The organism is Pseudomonas sp. AN3A02 (genome assembly GCF_011765255.1).
In the GTDB taxonomy this organism is placed as follows: Bacteria; Pseudomonadota; Gammaproteobacteria; order Pseudomonadales; family Pseudomonadaceae; genus Aquipseudomonas.
This window is the reverse complement of the sequence record NZ_JAARNI010000004.1, coordinates 338,170-354,063: the sequence shown is the minus strand read 5'-3', so window position 1 is coordinate 354,063 and position 15,894 is coordinate 338,170. Positions and strand designations below refer to the sequence as shown.

Below are 15,894 nucleotides of genomic sequence, written 5' to 3'. Positions count from 1 at the left end.
AATGCTAGGGGCGGGCCGTCCATGAGTCTTTGTGAGCTTTGTCGGAAAACTGTCAAAGACTGTTAATGCAGGCCGCCCCTAGCGGGTTTACTTCAGTGCCGGGTCTCCAGGGTTAAGTTTTTTCCACGACTGCATCACCACCTGCGCCTTGGGCTCTTTCCCGTTCTCAAGGTAGTACTGGATCAACGACAGTCGCGCATTGCGGTTATACGGTTGCGCGGCGAGCAGCTTTTCCAGCTGCTCACAGGCCTGATCCACATGCCCACTGTCATGCAGCGCCACCGCCAGTACATAGTTGTATTGCGGATTCGCGGGCTCCAGCCGCGCAGCTTCACGCAGGTGCGGCATGGCTTTTGCCGTATCCCCGACCCGAATCAGCATCAACCCCTGGGTGTGTTGCAGCAGCGCCGCCTCTGGGTGCTGCTTGAGGTTGTCCGTGATCAGCGTGCGTGCCTCCAGGGCGCGGCCGTTAGCCTCCAGCCATTGCGCCAGGGTCACCAGCGCCGGGAAGAAATCCGGATCCCGCAGCAACGCGGTGCGCAGTTGCGCCTCGACCTTGTCGCCCCGACCGCTGGCCTGATACAGCATCGCCAGGTTGAGATTGGCTTCGGCCCGCTCCAGCAAGCTCATCTGTACATTTTCATATTCCGCGATCGCCTTGTCCCAGGCTGGCCCAAGCCCTTGTGCCGAGGCACTCAAAAGATCCCGGGCGGCGATGATCCTTACCGCCAGCACCGGGTCCCGCAGCAACGGCCCATACAACGCGACCCGTTCAGGGGGCGGCAGGAACGCACTGATCGCCCGCACCGCGCTCTCACGGACTTGCGGCGCCGGGTTGCCGAGGTCCTTGGTTGCCAGCTTCAACGCCTGCTCACTCGGGTAGTTCGGCAGTTCAGCCAGCAATGTCGCACGCTGGATCGGTGGCAGGTTGTTGCGTGCCAACTGGTCATACAGCGCCTGCGCGGCGCCCGGTTGGCCGCCACGGATCAATACCATGCTTTCGGCGTAACGCGGCGCATGTTCGGGCTCGCTGGCACTCCAGAGCTTGAACTGCTCGCTGACCTTGTCTCCGGGCCGGGGGATGCTGAAGCTATGGTCATGCCGGAAATCATTGCCCATGTAGAACTTGCCGGGCATGTGGCAATCGACGCAGAACGAACCTGGCTCACCGGCAGCGTGACGGGTGTGTTCGGGAGAGTCGTAGTTCTTGGCCTGCAACCCGCGACCATCCACGGTGGCCACCGCCGTTTTGCCCGCGGTGTTGTGGCATTGCAGACACAGGCCATTGCCCGGCGCCTTCAGCTCGGCGTTGTGAGGGTTATGGCAGTCGCTGCAGCGCACGCCTTTTTCGGCCATTTTGCTCTGGGCGAACGAGCCGTGTTCGAACACTTCATCCTTGATCTTGCCGTCCAGCGCGTACAGCTCGCGAGTCAGGACACTGGGCAGGTAATCGTCCATCAGGCGTTTGCCGACGGTATAGCCGTCCCCCAACGGTGCACGACGGGCGTGGCAACGGGCGCAGGTTTCGATCTCGACGGTGGCGTCCTTGTCTTTCAGGTTCACGGCAAAGCCTGCGTGCAGCAGGTCACTTTTTTTCGCCGCCCACGCCACATGGTTCGACGCCGGCCCATGGCACGCCTGGCAGCCTACGCCCAGGCTGTTCCACTGGCTGTCGAAGCGGTTATTGGCTGCGTCGAAATTGCGCTTGTAGCCGGTGGTATGGCACTCCACGCACATGAAGTTGGCGTTTTGGCTGGGCTTGCTCCAGTGCAATGGGTTCTTGAAGTTCACGCCCTGGCCGGGGTAGAGGTGAAACCAGCGGTTTTTTTGCGTATCCCAGGCCACGCCCAGGGCCTGCAGGCGCCCGTCACCGACCTCGATCAGGTATTGCTGCAGCGGTGCGATGCCGAAGGTATAGGCGACCTTGAAGTCCGTGGCCTTGCCGTCGGCACCGGGTGTGTTGACCCAGAATTCATCGCCCCGGCGCGAGAAACGGGTGGTCTCACCCTCGCTGCTGAAGGATGCATTATTGAAGTCCGCCGGTACCGTCTCGGGAGTGGCGGCTTGCATCGCCAGTTGGTGGTGCGAGCCTTGCCAGTCCTTGACCTGGGCCTGATGACAGCCTTGGCATTGCTGCTCGTCGACCATCTTTGCCGGCGGCGGCACCACGGCCACCGGCGTGACCACGGGTGCAGGCGCCGCCATCGGCAGCTTGGGGGTGCTGGCCTGGAGAAAAAACCAGATCCCGGCCATGGCCAACAGCAACAGGGCGATCACTACGGGGTACAGGTAACGACTGGATGAATCATGGCGAGGTACGGTTTTATTTTCAGGCTTGGGCATTACGACTTCCGATGTCCGATGCATTGACGCTCTAATGGCGCGCTTAAGCTCCGTGCAGCTTTGACGTTGGGCGCTTGCCTGTCAAATAGAAAAGTCGCTGTGAAATACCCCACAACCTGCAACGTCTGCCGGGTTATTTTCCCAGAGTTGGCTATACCTACAGCTCAGTGTTCCTTCGATGACAGCCATGGAGTTCGACGATGAAGCTAGGATTAATGATCGGCACGGTGTGCATTGCCTCGATCGGCGTGGTGGGGTGTTCCAGCAAGGTCACGCAGCCGGACGAATACTCCGGCTTCCTCTCCGACTACAGCCAACTGAAGGAGGCCAAGTCGCCGTCGGGGGCGGAAGTGATGCGCTGGGTCGACCCCAACCTGAACCTGAGCCGCTATACCGCGGTGTACATCGAGCCCACCCAGTTCTACCCCAAGCCACAAGCCACTACCAAGATTCCTGACAGCACCTTGCAGGGCATCAACACCTACTACAACCAGGCGCTCAAACGCGAGCTGGAAAAATCCCTGCCCCTGGCCAACGGGCCTGGCCCGGGCGTGATCGTGGTACGGGCGGCTATCACGGCAGTCAGCAGCAAGACCGAAAGCCTCAAACCGTATGAGTACATACCCGTCGCCCTGGTGGCCGCTGCGGTCAGCACCGGCACCGGGATTCGTGACCAGGAAACCACCCTGGGCACCGAAGCCCAATTCCTTGATGGCGACAGCGGCAAGGTGATTGCTCAGGTCGTGCGTAAGGGCACCGGCAAGCCGTTGTCGAACGACTCCCAGGTGATGAAAGCCGATGACGTGAAAAGCGTGATCGACGGCTGGGCTTCGGACCTGCATCAGTCGTATCTGAAGCTCAAGCGCTGATGCACTGCGCCCGGGGTTCGCCCCCCGGGCCAACTGGGCGCTCAACTACTGGCCAATAAACCAGCGGTAATAAGGGTTGGCGCTGTCTTGTTGCAACACCGCCTGGATATCCCGGCCCCAGGCGGTGCGGTCGCCGGTATAGGCATGCAGGCTGGCGCGATAGAACTGCATCAGGCGTTGTTGTTCGCTGGCCAAGGTCCGCGTGAACGCCGGGTCTGCATTCAGTAACGGTGCCGGCACCCGCAAATCCAGGAGTACCGGGAGCACCCGGGCGATCTCTTTACTGCGCACCCACGGCGCGTATTCGATACGCGGTTGGTCATCGGTGACAGGCAATGCATTGCCTGCAAAACGCTCCAGGCCCTGGCGATCGGTGACCCAGGTCGCGAGCAGGGTTGCCGCCGAATCGATGCCCACGTCCCCCAGGGCGCTGCTGACGGTCGGTTGCTCAAAGCGCTGGCGAATCACCGTGGCATCCAGCGTGATGGGCTCCATGGAACCCACCAGCAGCATTTCATGGAACTCGCTGGTCCACAGGGTCGCGTACGGGAACACGTCGAGGAAGCTGCGTACCAGTGACTGCGAGTCTTCGATGTTTTGCGTCGGCAGCGGTAGCCATTGGGCCAGCAGGCCGTTTTTCTCCAGGCGCCGGGCGGCCAGTTGATAGAAGTCGCGGGAATACAGGTTGACCACGCCAGCCGCCGACGGCGGTGGTGGTTCGAGGGTGATCAGGTCGTACGCCTGCGGGTTGCGCAGCAGCTCCTGGCGACCGTCCCGCAGGCGCACATCGACGCCCGGATCACTGGCGGCATTGAAGTTGCCCTTGAACAACGGCGCCGCCTGGATCACCGATGGCAGCAACTCGGCGACCACCCGGTGTTCCAGCCCGGGATAACGCAGCAACGCCCCGGCGGTAATCCCGGTGCCAAAGCCGATTACCAGTGCAGAACGGGGTTCACCGTTATGGATCAGCAGCGGCAGCAGCGCCTGGATTCGCATATAGCGCAGAGACGGCATGGCGTCGCCGGTGTTGGACACACCCTGGATATACAGACGCTGAAAGCTGCGGGCACCCTGGCCCTGGCTGACCACAGCGACAGTGGCGCCACGACCTTCCTGATAAAACGCCAGGCTCGCATTACGTGCCCCGGGTAGCAGCTTGGCCAGGCGATCCACCGGGGTCAGCAGTGCCACCGCCAGTGACAGCAAGCCGAGGCCGATCACCGCCTGACGCCGGCCTTTCTTGACCCCGTGGCCACGGCGCACGGCAAAATAACCCACGACACCGGCGATCACCGCGAGCAGGCCCAAGGTACGTACCAGCCCGAGCCAGGGAATCAGCACAAAACCGCACAACATCACCCCGACAATCCCACCCAGGGTGTTGAACGCCACCACAGCGCCGACGTCCCTGCCCACATGCTCGCTGCCCACGCTCAAGCGCAGGGCCAGGGGAAACGCCGCGCCGAGCAACAGGGTTGGCACAAACACGATGCACAGGGCGGCCACCGCAAAGCGTGCGCTCATGCCCGGCAGTTCGGCGCCGCCCAGGCTCAGCACCAGAGCTTCGGCCTGGGTTTGCAGCAGCACCAGCCAGCGGCCCAGCAGGGCGATTTCCAGCAAGGCCACCAACCCGGCACCGGCGATCAACAGCCCGAACACGCCCCATGGATCACGGATGCGCTCGACCCGCCGTGCCATCAACTGGCTGCCGATAAACAGCCCCGCCAGGTAAGTGGCGAGCACCACGGCAAACGCATAGGTGCGGGTGCTCATGAACTGCACGATGGATTGCGACCACACCACCTCGTAACCCAAAGCCACGCCGCCGGCGATGGCGTACAGCACCAGGGCCAGGCGCGCCGGTTTCGCACCGTGGGCATGGGTGATTACCGTGGTGGTGTGATGCCGCACATACAACAGCGCGCCGACGGCAGCCAGCAGGTTGAGGATCGCTGCAACCAGGGCACTGCCGCGCACGCCGAAGGTGGCGATCAGCACAAAGGCGGTGAGCAAGGTGCCGGCAATTGCCCCGGCAGTGTTAGCGGCGTACAAGCGGCCACCAGCCTGGCCGAGGGTCTTGGGGTCGATGTCCAGCGAGCGCACCAGCACTGGCAAGGTGCCGCCCATCAACAGCGCCGGGATGCCCACCAGTACAAACGGCAGGACCCAGGCCAGCAGGCCGACCTGTTGTTCCAGCCAGGCAAACGGACTGGCGGCCATGCTCAGGGCGACAGTCGCGCCCACGCCGAGCACAGCGACGAGAATTTCGAGAATTGCATACAGCAGCAGCGGTCTCGACAGGCGATCCGCCCAGCGTCCGAACAGCAAGCTACCCAACGCCAAGCCGGCAAAAAACGCGCTGATGCCGGTGGTGATGGCGTACACCTCCACCCCGACGACCAACGACAGTTGCTTGATCCACAGCACCTGGTACACCAGGGCGGCCATACCGGAGATGAACAGGAGTAGGGCGGGAATCAGTGTGGTTGAGGTGTGAGCCAGTGCAGCAGGTTTGCTGGCGGTGCGTGACGACATTGCAGATAGCCTTATGGAAATACCGATCAAAGTGTGGCGAGGGAGCTTGCTGTGGCGAGGGGGCTTGTCCCCCGTTGGGCCGCGAAGCGGCCCTCAAGCATGCGACGAGGAACTGACTGAAGCTCCGCGATCACCTTATTGGGGCTGCTGCGCAGCCCAACGGGGGACAAGCCCCCTCGCCACAGAAAAGCCCTCAAGTTCGAGGGCAAGTGCTGCACTTGTTATTGCGCCGGGTTAGCCTTCATTTTTTCAGCAATCTTCTTGTCCACGGCTTCGCGGATCTGGTCGATGCTGAAGCTGGCCGGTTTCTGGCTCGGCGGGTACTCGATAAACGTCTCGAGGAACTTCGCCGATTTAGTCACCGCCACTGCACCCAGGTAGATGTTTTTGGTGCTCCAGTCGTAGTACTGGTCAGACACCACATCCGCCCGCTCATACGGGTCCATCCTCAGGTTGAAGATCTTCGGTACGCGCAGTTGCACGAACGGTTCGCTCCAGACCCGGAAACCACCCGGCTGGCGCTGTTCGGCGAACACCACTTTCCAGTTTTCGAAACGCACGGCTACCAGCACGCCATCGTCGTTGAAGTAGAAGAACTCGTTACGCGCGCCTTTGGGCTGTTGGCCGGTCAGGTACGGCAGTTGGTTGTAACCGTCCAGGTGCACCTTGAAGTTGGTGCCGCCCGCCGTCGGGGCCCAGCCCTTGAGCAGCTTGTCTTTCACGTCCCCATCGCCAGCGGCGGCCAGCAGGGTAGGGAACCAGTCCATGCCCGAGACCATTTCGGTGGAAACTTCCCCAGGCTTGATCTTGCCCGGCCAGCGGATGATCGCCGGCACCCGGTAGGCACCTTCCCAGTTGGAGTCTTTCTCGTTGCGGAACGGCGTGGTTGCCGCGTCCGGCCACGAGAACTGGTTCGGCCCGTTGTCGGTGGTGTAGACGACGATGGTGTTGTCGGCGATTTTCAGGTCGTCGAGGGTTTGCAGGAGTTTGCCCACATCGGCGTCGTGCTCCAGCATGCCGTCGGCGTACTCGTTGCCGGGCATGCCGCTCTGGCCCTTCATCGAATCACGCACGTGGGTGAACACGTGCATGCGTGTGGTGTTCATCCACACGAAGAACGGCTTGTTGGCTTCGGCCTGCTTCTTGATGAACGCCTGCGCGGCGGCAGTGGTTTCGTCGTCGATGGTTTCCATGCGTTTGGCGGTCAACGCGCCGGTGTCTTCGATCTTGCCGTCGGCAAAACTGTGGATCACGCCGCGTGGGGTGTTGGCCTTGACGAACTCGGCATCATCCTTGGGCCAGTACGGGCGTTCCGGCTCTTCTTCAGCGTTGAGGTGGTACAGGTTGCCGAAGAACTCATCGAAGCCATGGTTGGTGGGCAAGTATTCATCCCGGTCACCCAGGTGGTTCTTGCCGAATTGCCCGGTGGAATAGCCCAGCCCTTTAAGCGCCTGGGCGATGGTGATATCGCGTTTTTGCAGACCCACCGGCGCGCCGGGGATACCCACCTTGGACAAGCCAGTGCGCAACGGCGTCTGGCCTGTGATAAAGGATGAGCGCCCGGCGGTGCAGCTGTTCTCCGCGTAGTAGTCGGTGAACAGCATGCCTTCCTTGGCGATGCGGTCGATATTCGGGGTTTTGTAACCCACCACGCCCATGGAATAGGCGCTGATGTTAGTTTGCCCAATGTCATCACCGAATATCACCAGGATATTCGGCTTTTCGGCGGCCCAGGCTGAAGCCGAGACCCCCATCACCGATACCGCCACCAGGGCGAGTTTCGGCAGCCACTTGCGTATGCGAGTCATATGACTTGCTCCTTTCTCGGCTTGAGTCGCGTTGCTTGCGACCAACGTTTATTACAGTCCATCGTGACGTCTTTTCTTATTGCACCTGCTGTTGCACAGCCGGCTCGAAAGGGTAGATGCGCTTCCACTCGGTCGCCATGTCCACCACGTTCCAGCCTTTTGTCTTTGCTTCGTCCAGCGCCTTGTCCAGGCGCCCGATCTGATAATTGCGGTCATAGGCCCACTCGCGCTTGGCGTCGGTGTGGTGCACCAGGCCCATGAAACGTTTGCCCGAGCCTGCGGCTGTCCACTGGAGCATTTGCAGGTCGCCGTCGGAGTTGCCGAAGGCCAGGATCGGCCGGCGGCCAATGATCGAGTCGATGCTTTCCGGCTTGCCCGGGCCATCGTCGTTGTGGGCGAGCCTGGCGGTGCGCAGTACCTGCGGAACACCGTCCTTGATCTGGAACGCGGTGACGAAGTTGGAGCCGATCACCTGTTCCGGTGGCACGCCATACACCACCTCGGCGAAGGCGCGCATGAACGCGGTATCCCCGCCGGAAACGATGTAGGTCTTGAATTGCTGGCTGCGCAGGTAGTCGAGCATCTCCAGCATCGGCTGGTAGATCATCTCGGTGTAGGGCTTGCCGGTCTTCGGGTGACGGGCCTGGGCGAGCCAGGTTTTGGCGTTATCGATAAAGGCGTCGGTGCTGATGCCGGTATGAGTCGCGCCGATGATTTTCAGCAGGCCTTCCATGCCGCTCTGTGCCAGGGCCTGGTGGTCGTTTTCGAGCACGGCCTTGAACGGCTGGGTGGCTTTCCAGTCGGGATGCTGGGGGGCCAGGCGCTTGATTTCGTCGAAGGCAAACAGCACCTCGAAGTAGGCCGGCTGTTCGGTCCACAGTGTGCCGTCGTTATCGAATACAGCGATGCGTTCAGCGGGTTTTACAAAGTCCTTGGAGCCTTCCGTGGTGACGGCCTGGACGAACTCGATGATGTGCTTTTTGCTCGGCCCTTCGTTCCACGAGGGCAGCGGATCGGCGGCCAGGGCCGGCAAGCTCAACAGCAGCAGAAGGGGCAAGACGGAACGGAGGGACGTCATGGGAAATCCTTTTCGCGACGGGGGTTCAGTGGTAGCAAGCGTAGTCGACGAAACCACCAGCGCAATGCCCCGCAACCACGTCGCCACAGCGGCGGAATTCGTGGCCATATGCCATGTGCGAGGTACGTGGCCAGCACCAACAACACCAACGCAGCGCCCCAAGCCAACCCGTGTTGCGACAACTGCCAGCGGCTGTGCTGGCCGAGTTGCTTGAGGTCTTCGGCGATGGAAAACGTCGGCGTGTAGGCGCTCGCTGCTTGTGCCTCGACGGTAACTTGCGGCACACGCGTCACCTGCAGCCGATGGTTGCGGCTGTCCCACCATTTCACGACGATAGCCGGCAGTTGGTAGCGACCGGCTTGCTCGACGCGGTACACCTGCCGGTCGATGCGTTGGCCGCCGCTGATGTTGCCGCGTCCATCATCCAGGTTGCTGATGACCGGCGACTGCGGATAGCGGCGCAGGCCTTTTACCTGTGCCTGGTCGGGCGGCGGCAAGGACAGGCCGGGGGTGTTGTCGGCTTGCAGGGTGAGCGTGCGGGTGAGGGTGTCACCGACCTTGAGCGGTGTGGTGGTGACGGTCTGGGTCAGGCGCAAACCATCAGCCACCAATACCGTTTCCCCGGGTTCAAATCCCGGCGGTTGGGTGGCCTGGAAGTACAGCGGTGCTGTTTGCGCACTCAGAGGCGCGCTGGCCTGCCCGGGCTGGGCCTGCACAGTCAGCGGCGGAATATTGAAGGTCTGGGCCACGGCGGGCGTGATGCGGTAGCGGTAACGCATGCCGTAGAAGGTCTTGCCCTCGATCACCTGGTTCACGTGCTCGGACTCACTGTCCGGCGCCTGCACCCGTGCGCCGGGCAGTTGCAGCGGCGGCAGGCTGGCGGCGGCGGTGAACCAACTGTCGGTCAATACATCGACCTGCAATTGCACTTGCTCGCCCACTACCACGTTGTTGCCAGGCACCAGTTGCGCCTGCACCCTCAATTGCGGTTCGGCCGCCCACAGCGGGCCTGCGATCAGCAGCAACAGCCAGCAGAGCCGGTTCATGGCTGGGCTCCCTGATCCTGGAGGCTGAACTTGCGGCGCAAGAAGTTCGCCGGTGACGTCGTCAGATTCTGCAACCACAGCGCATCGTTGCTTGCCTGCTCCGTCTGGATCGCCTTGCTCTTGCCCTTGCCGGCCGCCTTGTCGAACTTGACCGCATCGGGTTTGACCTCGGGGGCGTTGTCCGAGGCGTTCTCCGTGTCTTTCTTCAGCGCCAGGGCGAGTGCCAGGTTGGCGCTGGCTTCGGGGAATTGTGGCTGTAGCTGCAATGCCTGCTGATAGGCGGCGATAGCGTCGTCGAACTTGAAGCGGCGCACATGGATATTTCCTCGGTAGAACGCGGCCTGTGCGGTGTCGAGTTGGGCAAAGGTCGCCAGGGCCAGGTCGTAATCGGCAGCGTTGTAGGCGGCAATGCCTTTCCAATACGGGTCGACAAACAGCGCGGCAGCGGCGGGGTAGTGATGATGTTCGAAAGCCCAGCGGCCTTGTTGATCGCGAGTGAAGAACGCGTCGGTCAGCGCGTTGGCTTCGGCGGGCGCGGGTTGCAGGAATACCCCCAGCAGCAGCACCGCCATCCAGTTCAGGCTCCAGCCCCGGCGCACACTGAAAAACGCCAACAGCAGCAGCGGCCAGCACAGCCAGTAACCGGCATCTTTCCATTGCAGGTTGCGCTGTTGTTCGTCGGCATTCTGGAAGTGCTGTTGGGCATGGAGTTCGACCCAGTCCAGGTCGTCATCGTTGAGGGTCAGGCTACCCAGTGGCGCATCAGTGGCCGACGCCAGTTGCTTCAAGGCGCCGGCATCGAAGTTCACGCCGACCGCCAGTACCAGCACCTGCAGCGGGCTGTCCGCCAAGTGTTGTTTGAGCTGTGGCAGCTGTGCCGGATCGACGCCGTCGGTGACCAGCAACAGCGTGCCAGGGGCTTTTTCGGCCGCCAGCAAACGCTTGGCCTGGTCGATCACTCCGGCGACATCCCGCCCGGGCTTGCTGATCAGGTCGGTGGCCAGGGCCTGGATAAAACTGTCGAGCAATGCCGGGTCGTCCGTTGGTGGCAATACCAGATGCGCGCTGCCGGCATACACGATCAACCCAGTACGCGCGCCCTGGCGACGCTGTACCAGGTCCTGCAATTTGTGCTTGGTGGCTTGCAGGCGGGTAGGCGGCACGTCAGCGGTGTCCATCGACGGCGACAGGTCGAGGGCGATGATCAGCGGCGCGCGATTCTCCAGGAAGTGGGGCCGGTCCTGTTCCCAAGTGGGCCCGGCACTGGCCAGTGCGCCGAGAATCAGCAAGGCGCTGACCAGATGCACCGGCCGCAGGCGATGAGGGTCGGTCGGGGTCAGCAGTAAATGCGGCAACAAGTGCGGGGCGATATTGCCCCTCAAGCGTCGTTGCAGGTCCTTGCTGCGGCGCCACAACAGTGGCAGCAACAGGCCAAGCAACCCCAGCAGTAGCCAGACCGGGCGCAGGAAGTGGAAGTCACTGAGGTTGAACTCCATCGCGGACCTCCCGATGGCGCAGTCCCAAGTGCGGCCACAACGCGGCGATCAGGTGATACAGCGCGAGCAGGCCGATGGCGGCCGTCAGTGGCATCCAGAACAGATCACGCTTGGGCTGGTGGCTGAGGGTTTTCACCTGATGCGGGGTGATCTGGTCGAGGGTGGCGTAGACCTGGTCCAGGGTGTCGCGGTTCTCCGCCCGGAAATACCGCCCGCCGGTGGCTTCGGCAATCTGTTGCAGCGCGCTCAGGTTGACCTTTGACTCACCTGAAGCGCCCGGGTCGCCAATGCCGATGGTATGAATCACCACGCCTTTGGCCGCGGCCATGGACGCCGCATGGTCGGGCGGGATCGCGCTGCTGGTGTCGTTGCCGTCGGTGAGCAGGATCAGCACTTTCTCTTGTTCATGGGCCTGGTCCAGCAGCTTCAGGCTCAGGCCAATGGCATCGCCAATCGCGGTGTTGGGCCCGGCCATGCCGATGCCGCTGTCATCCAGCAGCAGCGACAGGCTGGCGTGGTCCAGGGTCAATGGCGCCTGGGGATAGGCGCCGCTGCCAAACAGGATCAGGCCGATACGGTCGTCCTTGCGGCGCTGGATAAAGCCATGCACCACCTGTTTGACGGCGGCCAGGCGGTTGATCTTCTGGCCGTTGGTGTCGGTAAAGTCCTGGGTTTCCATGGACTGTGAGATGTCGATGGCCAGCATCAAGTCCCGCACCGGCTGTTGGCGCTCGATGGGTTTTTCGATCCACACCGGGCGGGCAATGGCCAGTACCAACAATGCCCACACCAGCAGGTTGAGCAGCAGTTGCAGGCGGTTGCTGCGAATGCCGCTTGCCTTCGGCGTCTGGCCCACGGCCCGGCTGAGGCTGGCGAAAAACGGCACGCGCACGGCGCTGCGGGCTTCACGGTATTCCGGCAGGTAACGGTAGGCCAGCCACGGCAGCGGCAGCAAAAGCAGCAGCCAGGGATAATCAAGCTGCCACATGGTGATGCTCCACCCAGGCTTTGCACTGGGCCAACAGCTGTTCGCGTTGCGCGCTGGAAACATTCACCGAACCATACGCAAGGCTTGCCAGTTGGTGGCTGAAGTCCTCCGGCAGCGGGGCCTTGGCATGGCGCAGCAGGAACGCCTGCCAGTCGGCGCCACTCAAGGTTGGCACGCGCTGGCGCTCCTCCGGCGCAAGCGGCATCGACAGCGCCACACGCTTGAGCAATTCGGGCAATTCGCGCAGGTCTTCCAGCGCGTTGAGGCGCGCCAAGGCTTCGCGGCGATAGGCATTGCGCCGCCAGCGCAGCCAGGCGCGGATGCCCAGCACCAGCAAGGCAATCGCGAGTGACCCCAGCAGCGCCCACCAACCCCAGCTCTGTGGCCAATAGCTGACCGGCGCAGGGAGGCCCAACTCCTTGAGTTGCTCGATACTCGGCACATTGGGGTTCATCGCCGCGCTCCATTGCGCCGGCCCAGTTCATCACGCAGCTGGTCAACTGCGGGCAGCGCCGTGCTGACCATCAACAAAGGCACTTGGCTGCGGCGCAACAGACTGGCGACGTCCTTGAGCCGTCCGCCAAGAAAGTCGCCCAAGGGCTGGCGCACCTGGCGTTTCTGTACGGCCAGCTCGACCTGTAGCTGACCTTGGGTAACCATCAAATGCCCGCTGTCGGGCACGTTCAGTGCCAGCGGGTCATAGACTTGCAGGGCGATCACATCGTTGTGGGCCGACAATTGCCGCATCAATTGCAGAGTGCGATCACCGGCCCCGGCGAAGTCACTGACAATACAGATCAGGTGGTCATGCCCGGCCAGCGCCAGGCATTGTTGCAGCACCTTGTCGAGCTGGCCGTCAGCTTCATGGTCCGGATTACTCGCATTCAGCGCGGCGTTTTGTTCGACGATCCGGCTGCACAGAATTTCGACGCGCTTGCGGCTGCGCAACGGCGCCACGCTGTCGATACGCTCATCGTTGAACACCACCCCGCCGACCCGGTCGCCGGCGTTGAACACCATCCACGCGGCCAGCGCACCCAACTCGGCGGCGACGGCAGATTTGAAGCTGCGCACCGAGCCGAAGAACATCGACATGCGTTGGTCGACCACAATCAGCGCCGGGCGGTCGCGCTCTTCGGTAAAGGTGCGGATCACCGGTTTGCCGGTGCGCAGGGAAGCGCGCCAGTCCAGGTGGCGTAGATCATCGCCGGGCTGATAGCGGCGCAGTTCGTCGAAGTTCAGGCCGCGCCCGCGAAGTCGCGAGGCTTGGTTGCCGGCGAGAATGCTGCCCTGGGGCTGGCGCGCGACAAAGCTCAGGCCGCGGGTCTGGAACTGCAGAGCCATCAACTGCCCCAGGGACACATAGACCAGGCCGTCGGTGCTCATGCCGGGATCGCCACTTTGTCCAGCAGGCGGTCCAGCACCTGGTCGGCGCTGACACCATCGGCCACCGCGTCGTAGCTCAATTGCAGGCGATGACGCAGTACCGGATGCGCCACGGTGCGCACGTTGTCCGGGGTCACAAAGGTCTGACCCTGCAACCAGGCATCGGCACGGGCTGCGCGGTCCAGGCCGATGCCCCCACGGGGACTGGCGCCAAGGCTGATCCAACGCGCCAGGTCGGCGTCGTAGTCGCCGGGATGGCGGGTGGCGTTGATCAGGTCGATCAGGTAGCGGTCGATCGCGGGGGACACCTGGATCGCGCTGACTTCCTTGCGGGCAGCGAAGATCACCTCGGGGGCGAGGCTGAAGCCCTGGGTGGCCGCCGTGGCTGCATGCTGCTCTTCTTCACGCAGAAGGCGCAGCACCTGGCTTTCGTTTTCGGCACTGGGGTAATCCAGCAGGACTTTCATCAGGAACCGGTCCATCTGCGCTTCAGGCAGTGGGTAAGTGCCTTCCTGTTCGATGGGGTTCTGGGTGGCGACCACAATAAACAGCTCGGGCAGCGGATGGCTGGCGCCGGCCACGGTGATCTGGCGCTCTTCCATGGCTTCGAGCAAGGCCGCCTGGACCTTGGCCGGGGCGCGGTTGATTTCGTCCGCAAGGATCAGGTTGCCGAACAGAGGGCCTGGCTGGAAGCGGATCTGGTTCTGGCCGTCCACCTGGTGCAGCACCTCGGCGCCGGTGATGTCCGAGGGCAGCAGGTCGGGAGTGAACTGGATACGGCTCATCTTCGCATCCAGGTGCCGGGCCAGGGCCTTGACCGTGCGAGTCTTGGCCAGCCCCGGCAAGCTTTCCAGCAGCAAGTGACCGTTGGCCAGCAGGCCGATGAGCATCTGCCGAATCACCTGGTCCTGGCCCAGCACGCTTTCGGCAATGCTGGCTTGCAGGGCAGTTAAATCGTTGAGCGCTGTCATCACAATCTTCCTTGAAACAGTGGGTCACCAGGGTGCGGCGACCACGATGTACTGCACGGAACTGCCGACGTATTGCGGCTGGTACCACGTGGGCCCGCAATGTTGGTAGGCCACGCCATTGGCGATCACCGAGACGCAATCCACGGGCACCGTGGTGACGCGTGTCCCGATCGCGAGGATGGTCGCCGTGGTCGCGCCGATGACGGCGGCGGTGGCCCACGGGTGGTACCAGTCATCTCCGTGGGGCGGCGGAGGCGGTGGTGGAGGAGGCGGCATCGGGTACGGATGCGGCCCCGGTTGTGGTCCGGGTCCCGGATAGGGGTGAGGGCCAGGTTGTGGCACTGGATACGGATGCGGACCAGGCTCGGGGTGCGGCCCTGGCTGAGGATGGGGCTGAGGATGGGGCTGCGGGTGCGGCTCCGGGTGTGGTGGCATCGGACGGGGTGCGGGCATGGGGTGCGGCGCCGGCATAGGAGGACGGTAACCACCACCGCCACCATGGGGCACCACAAACGTCCGTGCACCACCGCCGCCTCGCAGTTGCCAGGCTTGGGCGGTAACCGGATCGAACAGCGTCAGCAGCAAACTTGCGGTCAGCACCGCCGCTGTGCTTTTCATGGCTGTTCTCCCTGAGGCTCCAACTGTTGCAGGGGCACCGCGCGGGCGCCGGCCGGTGGGGTGAACTCAAAGTCGGCAGGCTTGGGCGAGCTGTTGAGTTGCCACAAGTAGTTGACGCTGTGCCTTGGGTGTTCTGCGGTGTCGCGACGGCTGATCACCAGTCGGCAGGGCAGCGGCTGCGAGCCTTGGCGAATCCACAACTGCCAGTCGATGTCCGGCTGGCGGTAGGCGTAGTGGGTGCAGGTCTGGCCGTCGATGGTTTCGCTGCCGATCAGCACGGCGTTGCTGATGCCCACCTCCTTGGCGGTGCCGGGGTTCCAGCGGAACAGGTCGGCCAGGGGCAACTCGATGCCGTAACGTTCGCTCAACTGATCAAGCAACCCGCCGATATTGGCCGGCGCAGCCTGGTTGGCGAAGTAGCCGCTGCGACTGTCGTAGAGGGTGAAGCTTTTGCCGTTGTAGAACAGGCTCCGGCGCTCACCGTCGCTTTCCACCGAGACTTGCAGCTTGTCTGGCTGCATCGCCGCGAGGCGGGTCTGGTGGCTGAATTCGATGGTCTGGCCGTTATCCAGCACCTGGTCAGTGTGGCTGTGGGCGTCGATGCGGAACTGCTGCAGGCTGCGCAGGTAACCGCCCATCTGTTCCAGGGCGGTCAGGGCCTTGGGTTCGAGTTCATCGGCCCAGGCCGTGGTGCCGGCGCTGAATATCAGGCCGATCAACAAAACGCGTGTGCAATGAAAACTGCGCATGGCG

General features: G+C 62.8%; 14 protein-coding genes and 1 tRNA gene. 3 read left to right on the top strand and 12 right to left on the bottom strand.

Going from position 1 to position 15,894, the window contains the following annotated elements:
* Nucleotides 1–87: 87 nt before the first annotated feature.
* Nucleotides 88–2,343 carry a tetratricopeptide repeat protein gene (locus tag HBJ59_RS18615; protein ID WP_167664383.1) on the bottom strand — a complete coding sequence of 752 codons (2,256 nt, stop codon included), beginning with the start codon at nucleotides 2,341–2,343 and terminating at the stop codon, nucleotides 88–90.
* A 200-nt stretch (nucleotides 2,344–2,543) separates the two neighbouring features.
* Here HBJ59_RS18615 and HBJ59_RS18610 point away from each other — a divergent pair, with 200 nt between their 5' ends.
* Nucleotides 2,544–3,212 carry a DUF3313 domain-containing protein gene (locus HBJ59_RS18610; protein WP_167664382.1) on the top strand — a complete coding sequence of 223 codons (669 nt, stop codon included), beginning with the start codon at nucleotides 2,544–2,546 and terminating at the stop codon, nucleotides 3,210–3,212.
* Nucleotides 3,213–3,257: 45 nt separating this feature from the next.
* Here the strand turns inward: HBJ59_RS18610 and HBJ59_RS18605 are convergent, their stop codons facing one another.
* From HBJ59_RS18605 to HBJ59_RS18590, 4 genes are all read right to left on the bottom strand, one after another.
* On the bottom strand, nucleotides 3,258–5,750 hold the full coding sequence (locus HBJ59_RS18605) for a fused MFS/spermidine synthase (RefSeq protein ID WP_167664381.1): 2,493 nt from the start codon (nucleotides 5,748–5,750) through the stop codon (nucleotides 3,258–3,260).
* A 221-nt stretch (nucleotides 5,751–5,971) separates the two neighbouring features.
* Entirely contained in the window at nucleotides 5,972–7,558 is a 1,587-nt protein-coding gene (locus tag HBJ59_RS18600; protein ID WP_167664380.1) for an arylsulfatase, read from the bottom strand.
* 76 nt (nucleotides 7,559–7,634) lie between these two features.
* Nucleotides 7,635–8,636 carry an HAD family phosphatase gene (locus HBJ59_RS18595; protein ID WP_167664379.1) on the bottom strand — a complete coding sequence of 334 codons (1,002 nt, stop codon included), beginning with the start codon at nucleotides 8,634–8,636 and terminating at the stop codon, nucleotides 7,635–7,637.
* A complete protein-coding gene (locus HBJ59_RS18590; RefSeq protein WP_167664378.1) occupies nucleotides 8,633–9,232 on the bottom strand; it encodes a BatD family protein in 600 nt (199 codons plus the stop codon). Before HBJ59_RS18590 ends, HBJ59_RS18595 begins: the two co-directional genes overlap by 4 nt.
* On the opposite strand from HBJ59_RS18590, the gene HBJ59_RS18585 reads away from it, so the two are divergent.
* Together HBJ59_RS18585 and HBJ59_RS18580 are read left to right on the top strand one after the other, a co-directional pair.
* A tRNA-OTHER gene (locus tag HBJ59_RS18585) sits at nucleotides 9,189–9,282 on the top strand. The genes HBJ59_RS18590 and HBJ59_RS18585 overlap by 44 nt on opposite strands.
* 25 nt (nucleotides 9,283–9,307) lie before the next feature.
* Nucleotides 9,308–9,697: a hypothetical protein gene (locus HBJ59_RS18580; RefSeq protein WP_167664377.1), complete on the top strand. Its 390-nt coding sequence runs from the start codon at nucleotides 9,308–9,310 to the stop codon at nucleotides 9,695–9,697.
* Here HBJ59_RS18580 and HBJ59_RS18575 read toward each other — a convergent pair.
* Genes HBJ59_RS18575 through HBJ59_RS18545 form a run of 7 tightly spaced genes read right to left on the bottom strand, consistent with a single transcriptional unit; the run spans nucleotide 9,679 to nucleotide 15,890 of the window.
* Nucleotides 9,679–11,178 carry a VWA domain-containing protein gene (locus HBJ59_RS18575; protein ID WP_167664376.1) on the bottom strand — a complete coding sequence of 500 codons (1,500 nt, stop codon included), beginning with the start codon at nucleotides 11,176–11,178 and terminating at the stop codon, nucleotides 9,679–9,681. The two genes, HBJ59_RS18580 and HBJ59_RS18575, sit on opposite strands and share 19 nt — an antisense overlap.
* Nucleotides 11,159–12,166 carry a VWA domain-containing protein gene (locus HBJ59_RS18570; protein WP_167664375.1) on the bottom strand — a complete coding sequence of 336 codons (1,008 nt, stop codon included), beginning with the start codon at nucleotides 12,164–12,166 and terminating at the stop codon, nucleotides 11,159–11,161. The genes HBJ59_RS18575 and HBJ59_RS18570 overlap by 20 nt, the downstream gene beginning before the upstream one ends.
* Nucleotides 12,153–12,620 carry a DUF4381 domain-containing protein gene (locus HBJ59_RS18565; protein ID WP_076013397.1) on the bottom strand — a complete coding sequence of 156 codons (468 nt, stop codon included), beginning with the start codon at nucleotides 12,618–12,620 and terminating at the stop codon, nucleotides 12,153–12,155. The genes HBJ59_RS18570 and HBJ59_RS18565 overlap by 14 nt, the downstream gene beginning before the upstream one ends.
* Nucleotides 12,617–13,552 carry a DUF58 domain-containing protein gene (locus HBJ59_RS18560; protein ID WP_167664374.1) on the bottom strand — a complete coding sequence of 312 codons (936 nt, stop codon included), beginning with the start codon at nucleotides 13,550–13,552 and terminating at the stop codon, nucleotides 12,617–12,619. Before HBJ59_RS18560 ends, HBJ59_RS18565 begins: the two co-directional genes overlap by 4 nt.
* Complete coding sequence (locus tag HBJ59_RS18555) at nucleotides 13,549–14,523, bottom strand: MoxR family ATPase (protein WP_076013399.1); 975 nt, start codon at nucleotides 14,521–14,523, stop codon at nucleotides 13,549–13,551. The genes HBJ59_RS18560 and HBJ59_RS18555 overlap by 4 nt, the downstream gene beginning before the upstream one ends.
* A gap of 24 nt (nucleotides 14,524–14,547) precedes the next feature.
* Nucleotides 14,548–15,141: a hypothetical protein gene (locus HBJ59_RS18550; RefSeq protein WP_167664373.1), complete on the bottom strand. Its 594-nt coding sequence runs from the start codon at nucleotides 15,139–15,141 to the stop codon at nucleotides 14,548–14,550.
* Nucleotides 15,138–15,890 (bottom strand): DUF2092 domain-containing protein, encoded by a 753-nt coding sequence (locus HBJ59_RS18545; protein WP_167664372.1) that lies wholly within the window; start codon nucleotides 15,888–15,890, stop codon nucleotides 15,138–15,140. The genes HBJ59_RS18550 and HBJ59_RS18545 overlap by 4 nt, the downstream gene beginning before the upstream one ends.
* Nucleotides 15,891–15,894: the final 4 nt, after the last annotated feature.

What these genes read in the sequence shown, in the direction of transcription:
- HBJ59_RS18615 (WP_167664383.1), bottom strand. Translation starts at nt 2,343, where the DNA reads ATGCCCAAGCCTGAAAATAAAACCGTACCTCGCCATGATTCATCCAGT.
- HBJ59_RS18610 (WP_167664382.1), top strand. Translation starts at nt 2,544, where the DNA reads ATGAAGCTAGGATTAATGATCGGCACGGTGTGCATTGCCTCGATCGGC.
- HBJ59_RS18605 (WP_167664381.1), bottom strand. Translation starts at nt 5,750, where the DNA reads ATGTCGTCACGCACCGCCAGCAAACCTGCTGCACTGGCTCACACCTCA.
- HBJ59_RS18600 (WP_167664380.1), bottom strand. Translation starts at nt 7,558, where the DNA reads ATGACTCGCATACGCAAGTGGCTGCCGAAACTCGCCCTGGTGGCGGTA.
- HBJ59_RS18595 (WP_167664379.1), bottom strand. Translation starts at nt 8,636, where the DNA reads ATGACGTCCCTCCGTTCCGTCTTGCCCCTTCTGCTGCTGTTGAGCTTG.
- HBJ59_RS18575 (WP_167664376.1), bottom strand. Translation starts at nt 11,178, where the DNA reads ATGGAGTTCAACCTCAGTGACTTCCACTTCCTGCGCCCGGTCTGGCTA.
- HBJ59_RS18570 (WP_167664375.1), bottom strand. Translation starts at nt 12,166, where the DNA reads ATGTGGCAGCTTGATTATCCCTGGCTGCTGCTTTTGCTGCCGCTGCCG.
- HBJ59_RS18565 (WP_076013397.1), bottom strand. Translation starts at nt 12,620, where the DNA reads ATGAACCCCAATGTGCCGAGTATCGAGCAACTCAAGGAGTTGGGCCTC.
- HBJ59_RS18560 (WP_167664374.1), bottom strand. Translation starts at nt 13,552, where the DNA reads ATGAGCACCGACGGCCTGGTCTATGTGTCCCTGGGGCAGTTGATGGCT.
- HBJ59_RS18555 (WP_076013399.1), bottom strand. Translation starts at nt 14,523, where the DNA reads ATGACAGCGCTCAACGATTTAACTGCCCTGCAAGCCAGCATTGCCGAA.
- HBJ59_RS18550 (WP_167664373.1), bottom strand. Translation starts at nt 15,141, where the DNA reads ATGAAAAGCACAGCGGCGGTGCTGACCGCAAGTTTGCTGCTGACGCTG.
- HBJ59_RS18545 (WP_167664372.1), bottom strand. Translation starts at nt 15,890, where the DNA reads ATGCGCAGTTTTCATTGCACACGCGTTTTGTTGATCGGCCTGATATTC.